Below are 14,192 nucleotides of genomic sequence, written 5' to 3' on the forward strand. Positions count from 1 at the left end.
GCTTTGCTATCCTGCTATCGGGGTCGCTACTGGGGCTCACTATTGGGGCTCTCTATTGATAGCGCGATGCGGCGATCCGTTTGTAACGGATATTCTGCACGATCGACGAGGCCTTGCCCTGCGGCATCTTGTTCGTGCACATGTAGTCTTGGTATAGCGCGGCCTGATACGCGTTCAGCTGGCCGTTCTCGATGCGCCGCCAGCCGTTTGCCGCGCCCCGATCCCATTGTTCGCCGCTGTCATCGGCGGCCGCATAACGGCGCCATTCATAGGTTTCACAACGCAAACCTTCGTAATAGACATTGCGTGCGCCTCGCGGGCTCGTGATCACGATCGTATAGCGCACGACGCCGTCAGTGCCCACCGACACGGAAGCCGCGTCAACGGCGAACTGTAGGTTCGTCGTCGCGGAGACCTCGAATGGCAGCAGGTCCGCGGCGCGCGGCATCGGCGGCAACTTATCGACCTTGCTCTCGATCCAGTTCTGCGTGCGCTCCAGCAGGTAGACGAAGTCCTGACCGGGCTTGGGCCCCTGCTCCGGCGACGGGGACGAGCATGCGCCGAGCAGTGCGGCAGTGGTGATCGTGCTGATCAGGGCGGTGACGCGGCACGGACTTGGGCGCGATGGATAGGCAGGCGGGCAGACGCGTTTCAAGACGAATTCCTGGCACAAAAGGTGGTGTATTAAAGCACAAGGGCCGGGATCCAGAGGCAGATCTCCGGACCGCGGCCCTCGGCGGTTTGCTCAGGCGGCTATGCGCCGCCAGGCAAACCCATGTGGCAGTCATGGTCGGGCTTGGCGTCGACCGGCTCGACGACCAGCGCCGCGGTAGCCACGCCCAGTACTGCGGTCGCTGCGCGACCTGGGTTAGGCTCAGCGCTGGACTCGGTGTTCGAACATACCGTCTTAATCGATACCGTTACCACTTTTGCATTCGCCTTTGGATGGCGGGTGCCATGGTGCGACGCAGAACGTTCATGGCGTCCGGGCTGCCGTCGCACGAAGCGGGAAAGCTCGGTTAGCGCCATCTGGTATACATCTCTCTTGAACTCGATCACGGCGTCCAGCGGCACCCAGTAACTGTTCCAGCGCCACGCGTCGAATTCCGGATGATCGGTCGCGCGCAGACAGATATCGCAATCGCGTCCGATCATGCGCAACAGAAACCAGATCTGCTTCTGTCCTCGATAGTGACCGCGGACTTCACGCTTGATGTACTTGTCGGGCACCTCGTAACGCAACCAGTCGCGCGTGCGACCGATGACCTTGACGTGCTCGGGTCTCAAACCGGTTTCTTCGTGCAACTCCCGAAACATCGCTTGCAGGGGCGTCTCACCATACTTGATGCCGCCTTGCGGAAACTGCCAGGAATGCTCACGCAGCCGTTTACCCCAAAACACCTCGTTGCGCGCGTTCAAGAGGATGATGCCGACGTTCGGGCGAAAGCCTTCACGATCCAGCATACAACCACCTTCGAATCCTTTAAAATTGCTTTGATTATAAACAGTTAATGGGCGCCGTGCGACCCGGCTGGAGTCGGGTGCGCCGGCGCCCTCGTTTTGGAACCTCTCAAGAATGAAAGCTTCGCGTTTTTTCATCGGCACGCTTAAGGAAGCGCCGGCCGATGCCGAGATCGTCAGTCACCAGTTGATGGTCAGGGCGGGGATGATTCGCCGCGTCGCCGGCGGTATCTACAACTACATGCCGCTTGGGTTGCGCTCGGTCCGCAAGGTGGAGGCGATCGTACGCGAAGAGATGAACCGTGCGGGTGCCGTCGAGCTGTTGATGCCGGCGGTGCAGCCGGCCGAGCTATGGCAGGAATCCGGCCGCTGGGAGCAATATGGCCCCGAACTGCTGCGCGTAAAGGATCGCCACGACCGTGACTTCGTCGTCGGACCGACCCATGAGGAAGTGATCACCGATATCGCGCGCAAGGAAATCAAGAGCTACCGCCAGATGCCTGTGAATTTTTACCAGGTGCAGACCAAGTTCCGCGACGAAATCCGCCCCAGGTTTGGCGTGATGCGGGGACGCGAGTTCATCATGAAGGACGCGTATTCGTTCGATCGCGACCATGCCGGGCTGCAGCTGTCGTACCAGAAGATGTACGACGCGTACGTGAGAATCTTCACGCGCCTGGGGCTCGAATTCCGTGCGGTGGCGGCCGACAACGGCTCAATCGGCGGCACCGGGTCGCACGAATTCCATGTGATCGCTGCGACCGGCGAGGATGCGATCGCGTATTGCCCTAGCTCGGACTATGCGGCCAATGTTGAGGCTGCCGAAGCCGTATCGTTGATCGCGTCGCGCGCAGCGCCGAGCGAGCCGCTGACAAAGAAGGCCACGCCGGGCAAGGCGAAATGCGAGCAGGTGGCCGATTATCTGGGTATTGCGTTGGAGCGCACGATCAAGTCGATCGTGCTGGCCGTGGATAACGAGGGTGCCGACCCGACGATTTGGCTGCTGTTGCTGCGCGGCGACCATGAACTGAACGAAATCAAGGCTGGCAAGGTGTCGGGGCTGGCCGGCTATCGGTTCGCCACCGAGCAGGAGATCGTCGATTGGTTTGGCGCGCCGCCCGGCTATTTGGGGCCGCTGAACACGCGCAAGCCGGTGAAGGTAGTCGCGGACCGCACCGTGGCGAATATGAGCGACTTCGTTGTCGGCTCGAACGAGATGGACTACCATACGACGGGGGTCAATTGGGGTCGCGATCTGCCGGAGCCGGAAGTGGCGGACTTGCGCAACGTGCGCAAGGGCGACCCATCGCCGGACGGCCGCGGCGAGCTGGACCTATGCCGTGGCATCGAGGTCGGGCATGTATTTCAGCTTGGCACGAAGTACTCGGAAGCCATGGGCGCGACGTTCCTGGACGAGAACGGCAAGCCGGCACCGATGACGATGGGGTGCTACGGGATCGGCATCACGCGGATCCTCGGTGCGGCGATCGAGCAGAACTTCGACGAACGCGGCATCATCTGGCCGGAGGCCATTGCACCCTTTCATTTGGTGCTGTGTCCGATGGGCTACGAGCGCAGCGACGCGGTGCGCGAGCAGGCGCACAAGCTCTATGACGAACTGCTCGGCGCGGGGATTGACGTGATCTTGGACGACCGGGGCGAGCGTCCCGGCGTGATGTTCGCGGATTGGGAATTGATCGGCGTGCCACACCGGCTCGTGATCGGCGAGCGCGGCCTCAAGGAAGGCAAGATCGAGTATCAGGGCCGCCGCGATGTGGAGCCGACGCTGTTGCCGCTCGAACAGGCGGCAGCATGGGTGGTCGAGCGGGTGTGCGCGGCACTGGCACGTTGACGGACCACGGCCGTGCAATACACATTTCTATCCGCGACGGTCCTGCTGATCCTGATTACGGATCCGTTGGGTAATATCCCATTGTTCATCAATGTGCTGCGCAATGTTGCGCGAGAGCGGCGCCCGAAGGTGATCCTGCGCGAAGTGGCGATCGCGTTCGTCATCCTGCTGGTATTCATGATCGCTGGCCACGCGTTTCTGCGCATGATGCACCTGACTGATTTGTCGTTGCGGTTGGCGGGCGGGATCGTGCTGTTTCTGATTGCGCTCCGGATGATCTTTCCGCACGCGGAAGGTCCGTTCGGCGGCGATCCGCTCGGCGAGCCGCTGATCGTGCCGCTTGCGATTCCGGCGCTGGCGGGACCGTCCGCCATCGCGACCGTCATGCTGCTGACGTCACAGGCGCCGGGCAAGATGCTCGAATGGATCGGCGCGCTCACGGTGACGATGGCCGTGTGCGCGATCGTGCTGCTACTGGCCGATAAGATCCAGCGATGGCTCGGCACGCGCACCGTTGCCGCGTTCGAGCGGTTGATGGGACTCGTGTTGGTCGCCATTTCGGTGGAGATGATCCTCGAGGGTATCCGGATCTTCATGCGACAGCTTTAAGGGTTGCAGGCCCGGAGCGAAAACAGGCGGGCCGACGCGGTGGCCTGCACCGGGCTCAGGCGTCGCTTTTCAGCGCGCGGATCGTAGATAGGTTGCGCCAATACCCATTGACGTCCATCCCGCAGCCGAACACATAGCGGTCCGGCACTTGGAAACCACAGAAATCGGGGCGCAGCGGCTTAGTCTTCGCAAGAATCTTCTCGCACAGCACCGCGCTAGCGAAGCGACGCGCGCCCTTCTCGATAATCCGGTCTCGGATCGCTGCCATCGTTTCGCCTTCATCCAGGATGTCGTCGAGCACCAGCACGACTCGGTCCTTGACTGATTCGGCCGGTGCCACGCGCCACTGCATGTCATGGCTGCGTGTCGTGTTGCGATAGCGGGTCAAATGGATATAGTCGAACTCGAGCGGGAAGTCCAGATGCGGCAGCAGCATGCCGGTGAACACCGCGGCACCGCCCATCACGGACAGCACAAGCGGGAACTCGTCACTCATCGCGTCGCGGATTGCAACGGCCATCCGCTGGATTGACGCCGCCACGTCGGCGGACGATACGATCTCCTCGGAGTGGCGGAAAATATCCAGGGCTTCTTCGCGGTTCATCGGGATCTCGGCGAGGGGCCTAATAGAGAGTGTGAATCAAAAGAGTGTGAATCAAAAAACGGCGCGGGCTCCACAGAGAAAACCCGCGATGGCAGCCGCCGCGGCTGTTCGGCTCAGCGTAGCCCGGGCAGCATGCCTTTCATGCCGCGCATCATCTTTTGCAGGTTGCCGCCCTTGAGCTTCTTCATCATGCCGCGCATCTGTTCAAACTGGTTCAGCATCCGGTTCACTTCCTGTACCTGCACGCCGGCGCCGGTCGCGATGCGTCGCTTGCGGCTTGCTTTGATTAGCTCCGGCTTGGCACGCTCGGCCGGCGTCATCGAATTGATGATGCCTTCTATGCGGCGCATCTGTTTTTCGGCCTGAGACATGTCGGCGTTGCCAGCGGCCTGCTGGAATTGCGCCGGCAGCTTGTCCATCAGCGTCGATAAGCCACCCATTTTCTTCATTTGTGACAGTTGGGCACGGAAGTCATTCAGGTCGAAAGCGCCGCCTTTCTTCACCTTTTCGGCGAGCTGCTGCGCGGCCTGCACGTCCACGCCGCGCTGCGCCTCCTCGACCAGCGCCAGGATATCCCCCATGCCCAGGATCCGGTTGGCCATCCGTTCTGGGTAGAACGTCTCTAGACCGTCGAGCTTCTCACCGACGCCGACGAACTTGATCGGCCGGCCGGTCACGTGGCGTACCGACAACGCCGCGCCGCCGCGCGAGTCGCCATCGAGTTTGGTCAGCACGACGCCGGTGAGCGGCAGCGCGTCGTTGAAAGCCTTCGCGGTATTGACCGCGTCCTGGCCAAGCATCGCATCGACGACGAATAGCGTCTCGGCCGGCTTGAGCTGCGCGTGCAACGCGGCGATTTCCTGCATCATCGCATCATCGATGCCGAGCCGGCCCGCCGTGTCCACGATTAATACGTCATGGTAGTGCCGCTTGGCCCAGTCCAATGCGTCCCGTGCAATATCCAGCGGCTTTTGATCTGGTTGGGACGGGAAGAAATCCGCGCCGACCTGCTCGGTGACGGTTTTCAGCTGCGCGATCGCCGCGGGCCGGTATACGTCGCACGATACGGTGAGGACTTTCTTCTTCTGCTTCTCATGCAGCAGCTTGGCCAGCTTGCCGACCGTAGTGGTCTTGCCGGCACCCTGTAGGCCCGCCATCAAGATCACCGCTGGCGGCGTGACTGCCAAGTTCAACTCGGCCGCCTTGCCCTCGTAGTCGCCACCGATCACCGCGGTCAGTTCGCGTTGTACGACACCGACCAGCGCCTGGCCGGGGGTCAAGCTGCTAATCACTTCCTCACCAAGCGCTTTTTCCCGAACCTTCGCGATAAACTCGCGCACCACCGGCAGCGCGACGTCTGCCTCGAGCAGTGCCAGGCGTACCTCGCGCAGCATCTCTTGCGTGTTGGCCTCGGTGAGCCGGGCTTCGCCGCGTAGCGTCTTCACGACGCGCGCCATACGTTGTGTGAGATTGTCGAGCATGGGAGTTACGTGCGGTTTGCCGCGCATCGACGCGAGCCCGGGCGGGTGGCGCGGTCCGGGTGCATCAAGACACACGGGGGCAGCGAGATCCGGGCCGGCGGCGGGGCGCTAGTGTAAACTGAATGACTATGCACATTGTACTGTATGCCTTCACCGCGCTTTTGTATGGCAGCCTTGGCATCGCCGCCTGGCGGTCGCATCGGCACGTGCGCGATCCGCACGGCACGCTGCTGGCCGCGGCGCCGGTAGCCGCGTTGCCGGCGGCGTCCGGCCGCGGCGCCGGCAACGGCATGTCAGCGGTGGCACGCGCGGTGCTGTTCGCCGCGCTGGTGCTGCATGGGGTGCTGCTGCATATGACGATCTTCCCGGCCGATGCGATGGTATTCGGCTTTGCCTTCGCGCTGTCGGCAATGCTATGGCTCGGCGCGGGCATTTACTGGATCGAGAGTTTCTTTTTCCGGCTCGACGGGCTGCGACTGCTGCTGATGCCCATTGCCTGTGTGGCTACGCTGCTGCCGCTGCTGTTCGGCGGCATACACGTGCTGGCCTATGCGGCGGACCCGCTGTTCAAGGTCCACTTCGTGTTGGCTAACGTTGCGTATGGGTTGCTGGCGATCGCCGCGTTGCATGCGATCCTCATGTTGCTGGTCGAGCGCCGGCTGCACGCGCTGCGCGGCGTGGCCGGGCGGCGCACGCCGGGGCCACCCGCGCGTGACTGGTTATCGAGTTGGTTCGATACGCTGCCACCGTTGTTGACGTTGGAAAAGTTGCTGTTTCGCCTGATCACCGCTGGCTTCGTGCTGCTGACACTGGCGCTGATCAGCGGCGTGTGGTTCAGCGAGCAACTGATTGCCCAGGCCGTCAAGCTGGATCATAAGACCGTGTTCGCGTTCGTGTCATGGATCATGTTCGGCGCGTTGCTAGTGGGCCGTCATCGGCGCGGCTGGCGCGGTCGCACCGCGTTGCGTTGGGTGTTGGCGTCGTTCGCGGCGCTGCTGTTCGCGTATGTCGGCAGCCGCTTCGTGCTGGAGGTGCTGTTGCATCGCGCGGTGGTCTGATTGACACAGTCGGCTCGCGGTGGCATCCGAATCGTTTCCTGTGTGCTTATTCGTTCGTCATGGCCCGCATCCTCTTTTGGCTTTTTGTAATTCTCGCCATCCAGTGGCTGTGGCGTCAGGGCGCGCGTCGTGATCGGCATGCCAGCCGCGAATCCAAGGCGGAACAGGAATCCATGCGCCCGCAGGCCGAACAGGGTCGCGCTGATGGCGCGGCTGGCACGCGGCGCACCGGTGCCGCCGGTGACGGCGCACTGCCGGAGGCCATAGTGCGTTGCGCACAGTGCGGCGTACACGTACCCGTGAGCGAGACGGTGTCGGTAGAAGGCCAGCCCTTTTGTTCCAACGAGCATGCTGTCCGCTACGCGGTCCGGCCGGCCAGGCGCGATAATGCGCGGTGAGCGGGCGATGTGCGCAGCGCAGAAATCCGTGAACGACGACGCAGCGGCAACGAGTCGCGCGGCGTGCCCGATGACCGATCCGACGATTGGCCTGACAACGACAACGGGTCCGATGACCGGCCCGATGACTGATCCAGCGGCGGGCGCGCCGCGCGGCGAGGGCGCTGCCGCGCCGGCGCGCCTCGTGGTCGATGTGCTAGGGTGGGCCCGGCCCGCCCGGCACACGCCGTGCGCGAATTTCGATGCGCGTCCCGCAGGAGTCGAGCCGACGCTGGTGGTGGTGCACAGCATCAGTCTGCCGCCGGGACAGTTTGGCGGTGATGCGGTGGCGGCGCTGTTCCTCAATCAACTCGATTGCGACGCGCACCCGTACTATGCGCGACTGCGCGGGCTGCGCGTATCGGCGCACTTTTTTGTGCGGCGGGACGGCAAATTGCTGCAATTCGTCTCGTGCAATGAGCGCGCGTGGCATGCTGGCGCGTCGAGTTTCGTCGGTCGCGAACGCTGCAACGATTTTTCGATCGGCATCGAACTGGAGGGCTCGGACGAGCACGTGTTCGAGGCGCCCCAGTATGACACGCTGACGCGATTGTGTGCCGCACTGTGTGAGCGTTATCCCATCACCGCGCTGGTCGGCCATGCGGACATCGCGCCGGGTCGCAAGACCGATCCGGGGCCGCATTTCGACTGGCATCGGTTGCGTGCGCAGCTTGCGCTGCCGGCGACGTTTTTCCCCTATTTGCGCTGAACGGGTGTCGCGCGGGTGCACGCCGCGACGCCAGGGCGTGCGGCGTCTCTGCGCTTGCGTGGTGGCGAGCCCACAACCGGTGGCGCATGCCAAAAAGTCAAGTCTCCGAACGCAAATTTATTCGTGGAATCTGGGGTAAATTTCCACTATAGTTGGTGTGTGGCGGCAGCGTCGCTACTAGATATTGTGGTTTTTATGCGGCGCCTCGTTGACATCGACGGCGCCGCATTGCCTTCTCAGACATCGTTTTTTGGGGCGCCGCGGTACCGCGCCAATACGCTGTGCCACGCCCCGCTCGTTCCAAGAACGCGGATTCACCGCACGACACAAGATCAGGAGTTTTGCCCATGCAAACCACCGAGAACGTCACGTCCCAACAGCCCAATGCCGCAGCTGGCTTGCCGCATGGTGGTGGCGCTGCGCATGGCGCGCGCGCATTGGCGCCGCAGGCGACGCTTGCCGACTACAAGGTCATTCGCCGCAACGGGAGTGTGGTGTCGTTCGAGCCGTCCAAGATCGCGATCGCGGTGACCAAAGCCTTCCTTGCCGTCAATGGCGGCCAGGGCGCCGCGTCGGCACGCGTGCGCGAATTAGTTGAGACGCTGACGCAGGCGGTCGTGCGCGCGCTTGTGCGCAGCCGGCCGAACGGCGGCACGTTCCATATCGAAGACATTCAAGACCAGGTCGAACTCGCGCTGATGCGGGCCGGCGAGCACAATGTCGCTCGCGCCTACGTGCTGTATCGCGAGAAACGCGCTGCAGAGCGCACGCACGAAGTGGCGCAACAGCCGGCGCAAGGCGGATTGAACGTTAACGACAATGGCATTGTGCGCCCGCTGGACCTTGCCGCGTTGCGCAATGTGATCACGGCCGCCTGCGACGGGCTCGGCGAGGCGGTCAGCGCGGAGCCGATCGTCGCCGAAACGGTGAAGAATCTTTACGACGGCGTGCCGTTGTCGCAGGTCTACGACTCGGCGATCCTTGCCGCGCGCACAATGATCGAGAAGGAGCCGGCCTACAGCCAGGTCACCGCGCGGCTGCTGCTGCATACGATCCGCCGCGAGATCCTTGGCGAAGAGGTGTTGCAGTCCGAGATGGGCGAGCGCTATGCGGAGTACTTCTCGCAGTTCTTGAAGCGAGGCGTCGAGGCTGAGTTGCTCGACGAGAAGCTGCTGCAATTCGACTTGAAGAAGCTGGGTGACGCGCTGGATGCGTCGCGCGATCTGAAATTCGGCTACCTCGGGCTGCAGACGTTGTACGACCGTTACTTCCTGCACGTGGACGGGCAGCGTATTGAAATGCCGCAGGCCTTCTTTATGCGGGTGGCGATGGGGCTCGCGCTGAACGAAATCGATCGCGAGGCGCGGGCGATCGAGTTCTACAATGTGCTGTCGACGTTCGATTTCATGAGCTCAACGCCGACGCTGTTCAATTCCGGCACGCGCCGCTCGCAACTGTCGTCGTGCTACCTGACGACCGTCGCGGACGACCTGGACGGCATCTACGAGGCACTGAAGGAAAACGCGCTATTGTCCAAGTTCGCCGGCGGGCTCGGCAACGACTGGACCCGCGTGCGTGCGCTCGGCTCGCATATCAAGGGCACCAACGGCAAGTCGCAGGGCGTAGTACCGTTCTTGAAGGTCGTCAACGACACGGCGGTCGCGGTTAACCAGGGCGGCAAGCGCAAGGGCGCGGTGTGTGCGTATCTCGAAACTTGGCATCTAGACATCGAGGAGTTTCTCGAACTGCGCAAGAACACCGGCGACGATCGCCGCCGCACGCACGATATGAACACTGCGAACTGGATCCCGGATCTGTTTATGAAGCGGGTGATCGAGGGGGGCGATTGGACACTGTTCTCGCCGTCGACCTGCCCGGACCTGCATGAAAAGTTCGGTACTGAGTTTGAACAGGCGTATGTCGCTTACGAGGAAAAGGCTGCGCGCGGCGAATTGAAGCTGTTCAAGAAGATTCCGGCCGCGCAACTGTGGCGCAAGATGCTCGGGATGCTGTTCGAGACCGGCCACCCATGGATTACATTCAAGGATCCGTGCAACGTGCGCTCGCCGCAGCAGCACGTGGGCGTCGTGCATTCGTCGAACCTGTGCACTGAAATCACGTTGAACACGAGCGACAACGAGATCGCGGTCTGCAACCTGGGCTCGGTCAACCTGGTCGCGCATATGAAGCAAGGCGCGGACGGCGGCTATGTGCTGGACCACGATAAGCTCAAGCGCACGATCAGCGTGGCGATGCGCATGCTCGACAATGTAATTGATATCAATTACTACGCGGTTGCCAAGGCGCGCAACTCGAATCTGAAGCACCGGCCGGTCGGCATGGGCATCATGGGGTTCCAGGACTGCCTGCACCTGCTGCGCACGCCGTATGCGTCGCAGCAGGCGGTGGAGTTCGCGGACCGCTCGATGGAAGCCGTCTGTTACTACGCGTACTGGGCGTCCACCGAACTGGCGAGCGAGCGCGGCCGATACTCGTCGTACCGCGGCTCGCTGTGGGACCGCGGAATCCTGCCGCAGGACACGCTGAAGCTGCTCGCCGACTCGCGCGGCGGGTATGTCGAGGTCGACTCGTCCGAGACGATGGACTGGGCCGCGCTGCGCGAGCGCGTCGCTACGCACGGCATGCGCAACTCGAATTGCGTCGCGATCGCGCCGACCGCAACGATCTCGAACATCATTGGCGTGTCCGCGTGCATTGAGCCGACGTTCCAGAACCTGTATGTGAAATCGAACCTGTCGGGCGAATTCACGGTCGTCAACGAATACCTGGTGCGTGACCTGAAGGCGCGCGGGCTCTGGGACGAGGTGATGGTGGCCGATCTGAAGTACTTCGATGGATCGCTGGCGCGCATTGATCGTATTCCTGCCGATCTGCGCGAGACGTATGCAACCGCGTTCGAAGTGGATCCGAAATGGCTCGTGGAAGCGGCGGCGCGCCGGCAGAAGTGGATCGATCAGGCGCAGTCGTTGAACATCTACATGGCCGGTGCGTCGGGCAAGAAGCTGGACGAAATTTACAAGCTCGCCTGGCTGCGCGGCTTGAAGACGACGTATTACCTGCGCACAATCGCCGCGACGCACGTTGAGAAGTCGACGGTTGCGCACGGCGCGCTCAATGCGGTGCCATCCAGCGACGGTGGGGTGGGCGCGATGCATGGCGCGGGTGGCGTGTCGGGCAGCGCGACGGCGCACAACGCCGGTGTGCACGCCGCTGCCGATGCGGGATCACAAGATGAGATCGCAGGACCGGTTTGCATGCTGCGTCCTGGCGATGCAGGCTTCGACGAGTGTGAAGCGTGCCAGTGATGCGTTGGCGTGTGAGCGTGCTCGACCGTGTTGTCTGAAACTGCTTGCGGGCATACTGCATGCGGCACACGATAAGGCACGTGACGAGCGCTGCTTTGCACGCATCGCGTGTGCATCGTGTGACGCATGATACGCGCGATGAGCGGTAGCCACGCGCATGGCAGTGCGGCGAGTGCGATGAAACGGATGGCGCACTTGCCGCGCCGATCGATATGAAGCGATGCGTCGATCCGGGTTGTGATGCAACCGATGCGAAGACCTCGACGATCACATCGATCAAAGTGTTGTATGAAGGTCTCAATGCGAGATCAAAAGAGCGTTTTTCATCAGTGGACTCTTTTATCGCTGGTGAAAAGATGGTACAAACCGATCTAAATTGATGGTGACATTTATGCTCAACTGGGATGACGAGATTACTGCCGTAACTCCCCCGAGCGTTGCGCAACCAACGGTGCGAGAAACGACGGCGACTGGAGCCGTGGCATCGTCCGCCAGGTACGCAGCGCAAGCTGCGGGTACGTCCGCTCCGTTGGCACAGGATATCTTCACGCGTGATGTTGCTGTCGCGCCGGGCCAGCAACCGAACGCGTCGCCCGCACCTGCACCCGAGGCCCGCGTGAACGTGGCCGACAAGCGGATCATCAACGGCAAGACCGACGTCAATCAGCTCGTGCCGTTCAAGTACAAGTGGGCGTGGGAGAAGTACCTCGCCGGCTGTGCGAACCACTGGATGCCGCAGGAAATCAACATGTCCCGCGACATCGCGCTCTGGAAGGATCCAAACGGGCTGACTGACGACGAGCGCCGCATCGTCAAGCGCAACCTGGGTTTCTTCGTCACGGCCGATTCGTTGGCGGCGAACAATATCGTGCTTGGCACGTATCGCCACATCACCGCGCCCGAATGCCGTCAGTTCCTGCTGCGCCAAGCATTCGAGGAAGCGATTCATACGCACGCGTACCAGTACATCGTCGAGTCGCTCGGCCTGGACGAGGGTGAGATCTTCAATGCGTACCATGAGGTGTCATCGATCCGTGCGAAGGACGAATTTCTGATCCCGTTCATTCATACGTTGACCGATCCATCGTTCAAGACCGGCACGCTTGAGGCGGACCAGAAGTTGCTGAAGTCGTTAATCGTCTTCGCGTGCGTGATGGAGGGGCTGTTCTTCTACGTCGGGTTCACGCAAATACTGGCGTTGGGTCGGCAGAACAAGATGACCGGTGCCGCCGAGCAATACCAGTACATCCTGCGCGACGAGTCGATGCACTGCAACTTCGGCATCGACCTGATCAACCAGATCAAGCTTGAGAATCCGCATTTGTGGACGCCGGCATTTCGTGAAGAGATTCGCGGTTTATTCAAGCATGCGGTCGAACTCGAGTACCGGTATGCAGAAGACACGATGCCGCGCGGCGTGCTGGGCTTAAATGCCGGCATGTTCAAAAGTTATCTGCGTTTCATCTGCAATCGGCGCTGCCAGCAGATCGGCCTGGAGTCGTTGTTCCCGAATGAGGAAAATCCGTTTCCGTGGATGAGCGAGATGATCGACTTGAAGAAGGAGCGCAACTTCTTCGAGACGCGAGTGATTGAATATCAAACCGGTGGTGCGCTGAGTTGGGAATAACGCGTACCAGTGAATAGGCAGGGGTGTGCAGCACGCGATGGCGGCGATGACGCCGCCGCGTGTGTCGCACGGGTTTAGGAGAAGCGCCGCCTGATGCAATGTGTGCCTGACCGCCTGGATAGCCGACTGACGACGAACGGCACTGTGCGAACCCTTCAGTGGGATGGGCAAACTACCCCCGGAAAAGCCTCCGGCCGCGGTGTCGCGTGTCGGACTGCTTCAAATCATTCACCGGCAGCGATGCCGGTCGTGTTTTGGCGCACGCAGCCGCTAGGTCGGTCTCGTGCGCCTTGCCGCATTCATTAGCGTAAGCAGGATGTAGGTGCGTACGCCGATGAATAATCCGCTTCGCAGCCGCCGCGTTGAAAAAACGCGTTGGCGGGAAGCGGGTTTTGACGAAGGGTGTTTGTAACTCTCATCTAAACCTGAAGGAGAAAAAGATGGTTACTGCGAAGAAAAAACCGGCTGCAAAGAAAGCAGCAGCAAAACCCGCTGCGAAGAAGGTCGCGGCGAAGAAGGCAGCATCGGCCAAGAAAGCGGCCCCGGCGAAGAAGGCGGCGCCGGCCAAGAAAGTTGCTGTGAAGAAGGTCGCCGCGAAGAAGGCCGCACCAGCGAAGAAGGCAGCACCGGCGAAGAAAGCGGCGGTAGCGAAGAAAGCGGCACCGGCCAAGAAGGTCGCCGCGAAGAAAGTCGCCGTGAAGAAGGTCGCGGCGAAGAAGGTCGCCACGAAGAAGGTCGCCACGAAGAAGGCGGCGCCGGCGAAGAAAGTTGCGGTTAGAAAGGTCGCTGCGAAGAAGGCGGCCCCGGCGAAGAAGGCGACGGCTGCCAAGAAGACGCCGGCGAAGAAGGCTGCGGCCAAGAAGCCGGCTGCGAAGAAGGCGGCTGCGAAGAAGGCTGCCGCTGCCCCTGCCGCCCCTGCGACGCCGACGCCGGCTGTGCAGGCCAACGCGGTAAAGACCGCATTGAACCCGGCTGCGGCATGGCCATTCCCGACTGGCGGCCGTCCGTAATCGACACATCGACTAGGG

Annotated in this window: 12 protein-coding genes; 8 read left to right on the plus strand and 4 right to left on the minus strand. The window is 61.9% G+C overall.

Annotated features, from left to right (window positions below; all coding sequences use genetic code 11):
• Positions 1–52: 52 nt before the first annotated feature.
• Both KQH55_RS00950 and KQH55_RS00955 read right to left on the minus strand, forming a co-directional pair.
• Positions 53–655: a CNP1-like family protein gene (locus KQH55_RS00950; RefSeq protein ID WP_083703798.1), complete on the minus strand. Its 603-nt coding sequence runs from the start codon at positions 653–655 to the stop codon at positions 53–55.
• A 98-nt stretch (positions 656–753) separates the two neighbouring features.
• Positions 754–1,464, minus strand: a complete 711-nt coding sequence (locus KQH55_RS00955; protein WP_083703755.1) for an RNA pyrophosphohydrolase — start codon at positions 1,462–1,464, stop codon at positions 754–756.
• Between the two features lie 112 nt (positions 1,465–1,576).
• Here KQH55_RS00955 and KQH55_RS00960 point away from each other — a divergent pair, with 112 nt between their 5' ends.
• Both KQH55_RS00960 and KQH55_RS00965 read left to right on the plus strand, forming a co-directional pair.
• On the plus strand, positions 1,577–3,313 hold the full coding sequence (locus tag KQH55_RS00960) for a proline--tRNA ligase (RefSeq protein WP_235090010.1): 1,737 nt from the start codon (positions 1,577–1,579) through the stop codon (positions 3,311–3,313).
• 12 nt (positions 3,314–3,325) lie between these two features.
• Positions 3,326–3,922 (plus strand): MarC family protein, encoded by a 597-nt coding sequence (locus tag KQH55_RS00965; RefSeq protein WP_076785490.1) that lies wholly within the window; start codon positions 3,326–3,328, stop codon positions 3,920–3,922.
• A 55-nt stretch (positions 3,923–3,977) separates the two neighbouring features.
• On the opposite strand, the gene KQH55_RS00970 is transcribed toward KQH55_RS00965, so the two are convergent.
• A complete protein-coding gene (locus tag KQH55_RS00970) occupies positions 3,978–4,526 on the minus strand; it encodes a hypoxanthine-guanine phosphoribosyltransferase (protein ID WP_076785489.1) in 549 nt (182 codons plus the stop codon).
• Positions 4,527–4,639: 113 nt separating this feature from the next.
• Entirely contained in the window at positions 4,640–6,007 is a 1,368-nt protein-coding gene (gene ffh / locus KQH55_RS00975) for a signal recognition particle protein (protein ID WP_235090011.1), read from the minus strand.
• Positions 6,008–6,135: 128 nt separating this feature from the next.
• On the opposite strand from ffh, the gene KQH55_RS00980 reads away from it, so the two are divergent.
• The 6 genes from KQH55_RS00980 (at position 6,136) to KQH55_RS16755 (ending at position 14,174) form a co-directional block, all read left to right on the plus strand.
• Positions 6,136–7,065: an inner membrane protein YpjD gene (locus KQH55_RS00980; protein ID WP_235090041.1), complete on the plus strand. Its 930-nt coding sequence runs from the start codon at positions 6,136–6,138 to the stop codon at positions 7,063–7,065.
• Positions 7,066–7,124: 59 nt separating this feature from the next.
• Entirely contained in the window at positions 7,125–7,463 is a 339-nt protein-coding gene (locus KQH55_RS00985) for a PP0621 family protein (protein ID WP_076785486.1), read from the plus strand.
• A gap of 124 nt (positions 7,464–7,587) precedes the next feature.
• The gene (ampD, locus tag KQH55_RS00990) at positions 7,588–8,211 is read left to right on the plus strand and encodes a 1,6-anhydro-N-acetylmuramyl-L-alanine amidase AmpD (RefSeq protein WP_076787442.1); all 624 of its coding nucleotides are present in this window, start codon (positions 7,588–7,590) and stop codon (positions 8,209–8,211) included.
• Positions 8,212–8,558: 347 nt separating this feature from the next.
• Positions 8,559–11,537 carry a ribonucleoside-diphosphate reductase subunit alpha gene (locus KQH55_RS00995; protein ID WP_235090012.1) on the plus strand — a complete coding sequence of 993 codons (2,979 nt, stop codon included), beginning with the start codon at positions 8,559–8,561 and terminating at the stop codon, positions 11,535–11,537.
• Positions 11,538–11,928: 391 nt separating this feature from the next.
• Positions 11,929–13,164: a ribonucleotide-diphosphate reductase subunit beta gene (locus KQH55_RS01000; RefSeq protein ID WP_235090013.1), complete on the plus strand. Its 1,236-nt coding sequence runs from the start codon at positions 11,929–11,931 to the stop codon at positions 13,162–13,164.
• A gap of 440 nt (positions 13,165–13,604) precedes the next feature.
• The gene (locus KQH55_RS16755) at positions 13,605–14,174 is read left to right on the plus strand and encodes a histone H1-like DNA-binding protein (RefSeq protein ID WP_373566343.1); all 570 of its coding nucleotides are present in this window, start codon (positions 13,605–13,607) and stop codon (positions 14,172–14,174) included.
• The last annotated feature ends 18 nt before the right edge of the window (positions 14,175–14,192 follow it).

The organism is Mycetohabitans sp. B3 (assembly GCF_021498065.1).
GTDB lineage: Bacteria > Pseudomonadota > Gammaproteobacteria > Burkholderiales > Burkholderiaceae > Mycetohabitans.

What these genes read in the sequence shown, in the direction of transcription:
- KQH55_RS01000 (WP_235090013.1), top strand. Translation starts at nt 11,929, where the DNA reads ATGCTCAACTGGGATGACGAGATTACTGCCGTAACTCCCCCGAGCGTT.
- KQH55_RS00980 (WP_235090041.1), top strand. Translation starts at nt 6,136, where the DNA reads ATGCACATTGTACTGTATGCCTTCACCGCGCTTTTGTATGGCAGCCTT.
- KQH55_RS00955 (WP_083703755.1), bottom strand. Translation starts at nt 1,464, where the DNA reads ATGCTGGATCGTGAAGGCTTTCGCCCGAACGTCGGCATCATCCTCTTG.
- KQH55_RS00985 (WP_076785486.1), top strand. Translation starts at nt 7,125, where the DNA reads ATGGCCCGCATCCTCTTTTGGCTTTTTGTAATTCTCGCCATCCAGTGG.
- KQH55_RS00970 (WP_076785489.1), bottom strand. Translation starts at nt 4,526, where the DNA reads ATGAACCGCGAAGAAGCCCTGGATATTTTCCGCCACTCCGAGGAGATC.
- KQH55_RS00960 (WP_235090010.1), top strand. Translation starts at nt 1,577, where the DNA reads ATGAAAGCTTCGCGTTTTTTCATCGGCACGCTTAAGGAAGCGCCGGCC.
- KQH55_RS16755 (WP_373566343.1), top strand. Translation starts at nt 13,605, where the DNA reads ATGGTTACTGCGAAGAAAAAACCGGCTGCAAAGAAAGCAGCAGCAAAA.
- ampD (WP_076787442.1), top strand. Translation starts at nt 7,588, where the DNA reads ATGACTGATCCAGCGGCGGGCGCGCCGCGCGGCGAGGGCGCTGCCGCG.
- ffh (WP_235090011.1), bottom strand. Translation starts at nt 6,007, where the DNA reads ATGCTCGACAATCTCACACAACGTATGGCGCGCGTCGTGAAGACGCTA.
- KQH55_RS00995 (WP_235090012.1), top strand. Translation starts at nt 8,559, where the DNA reads ATGCAAACCACCGAGAACGTCACGTCCCAACAGCCCAATGCCGCAGCT.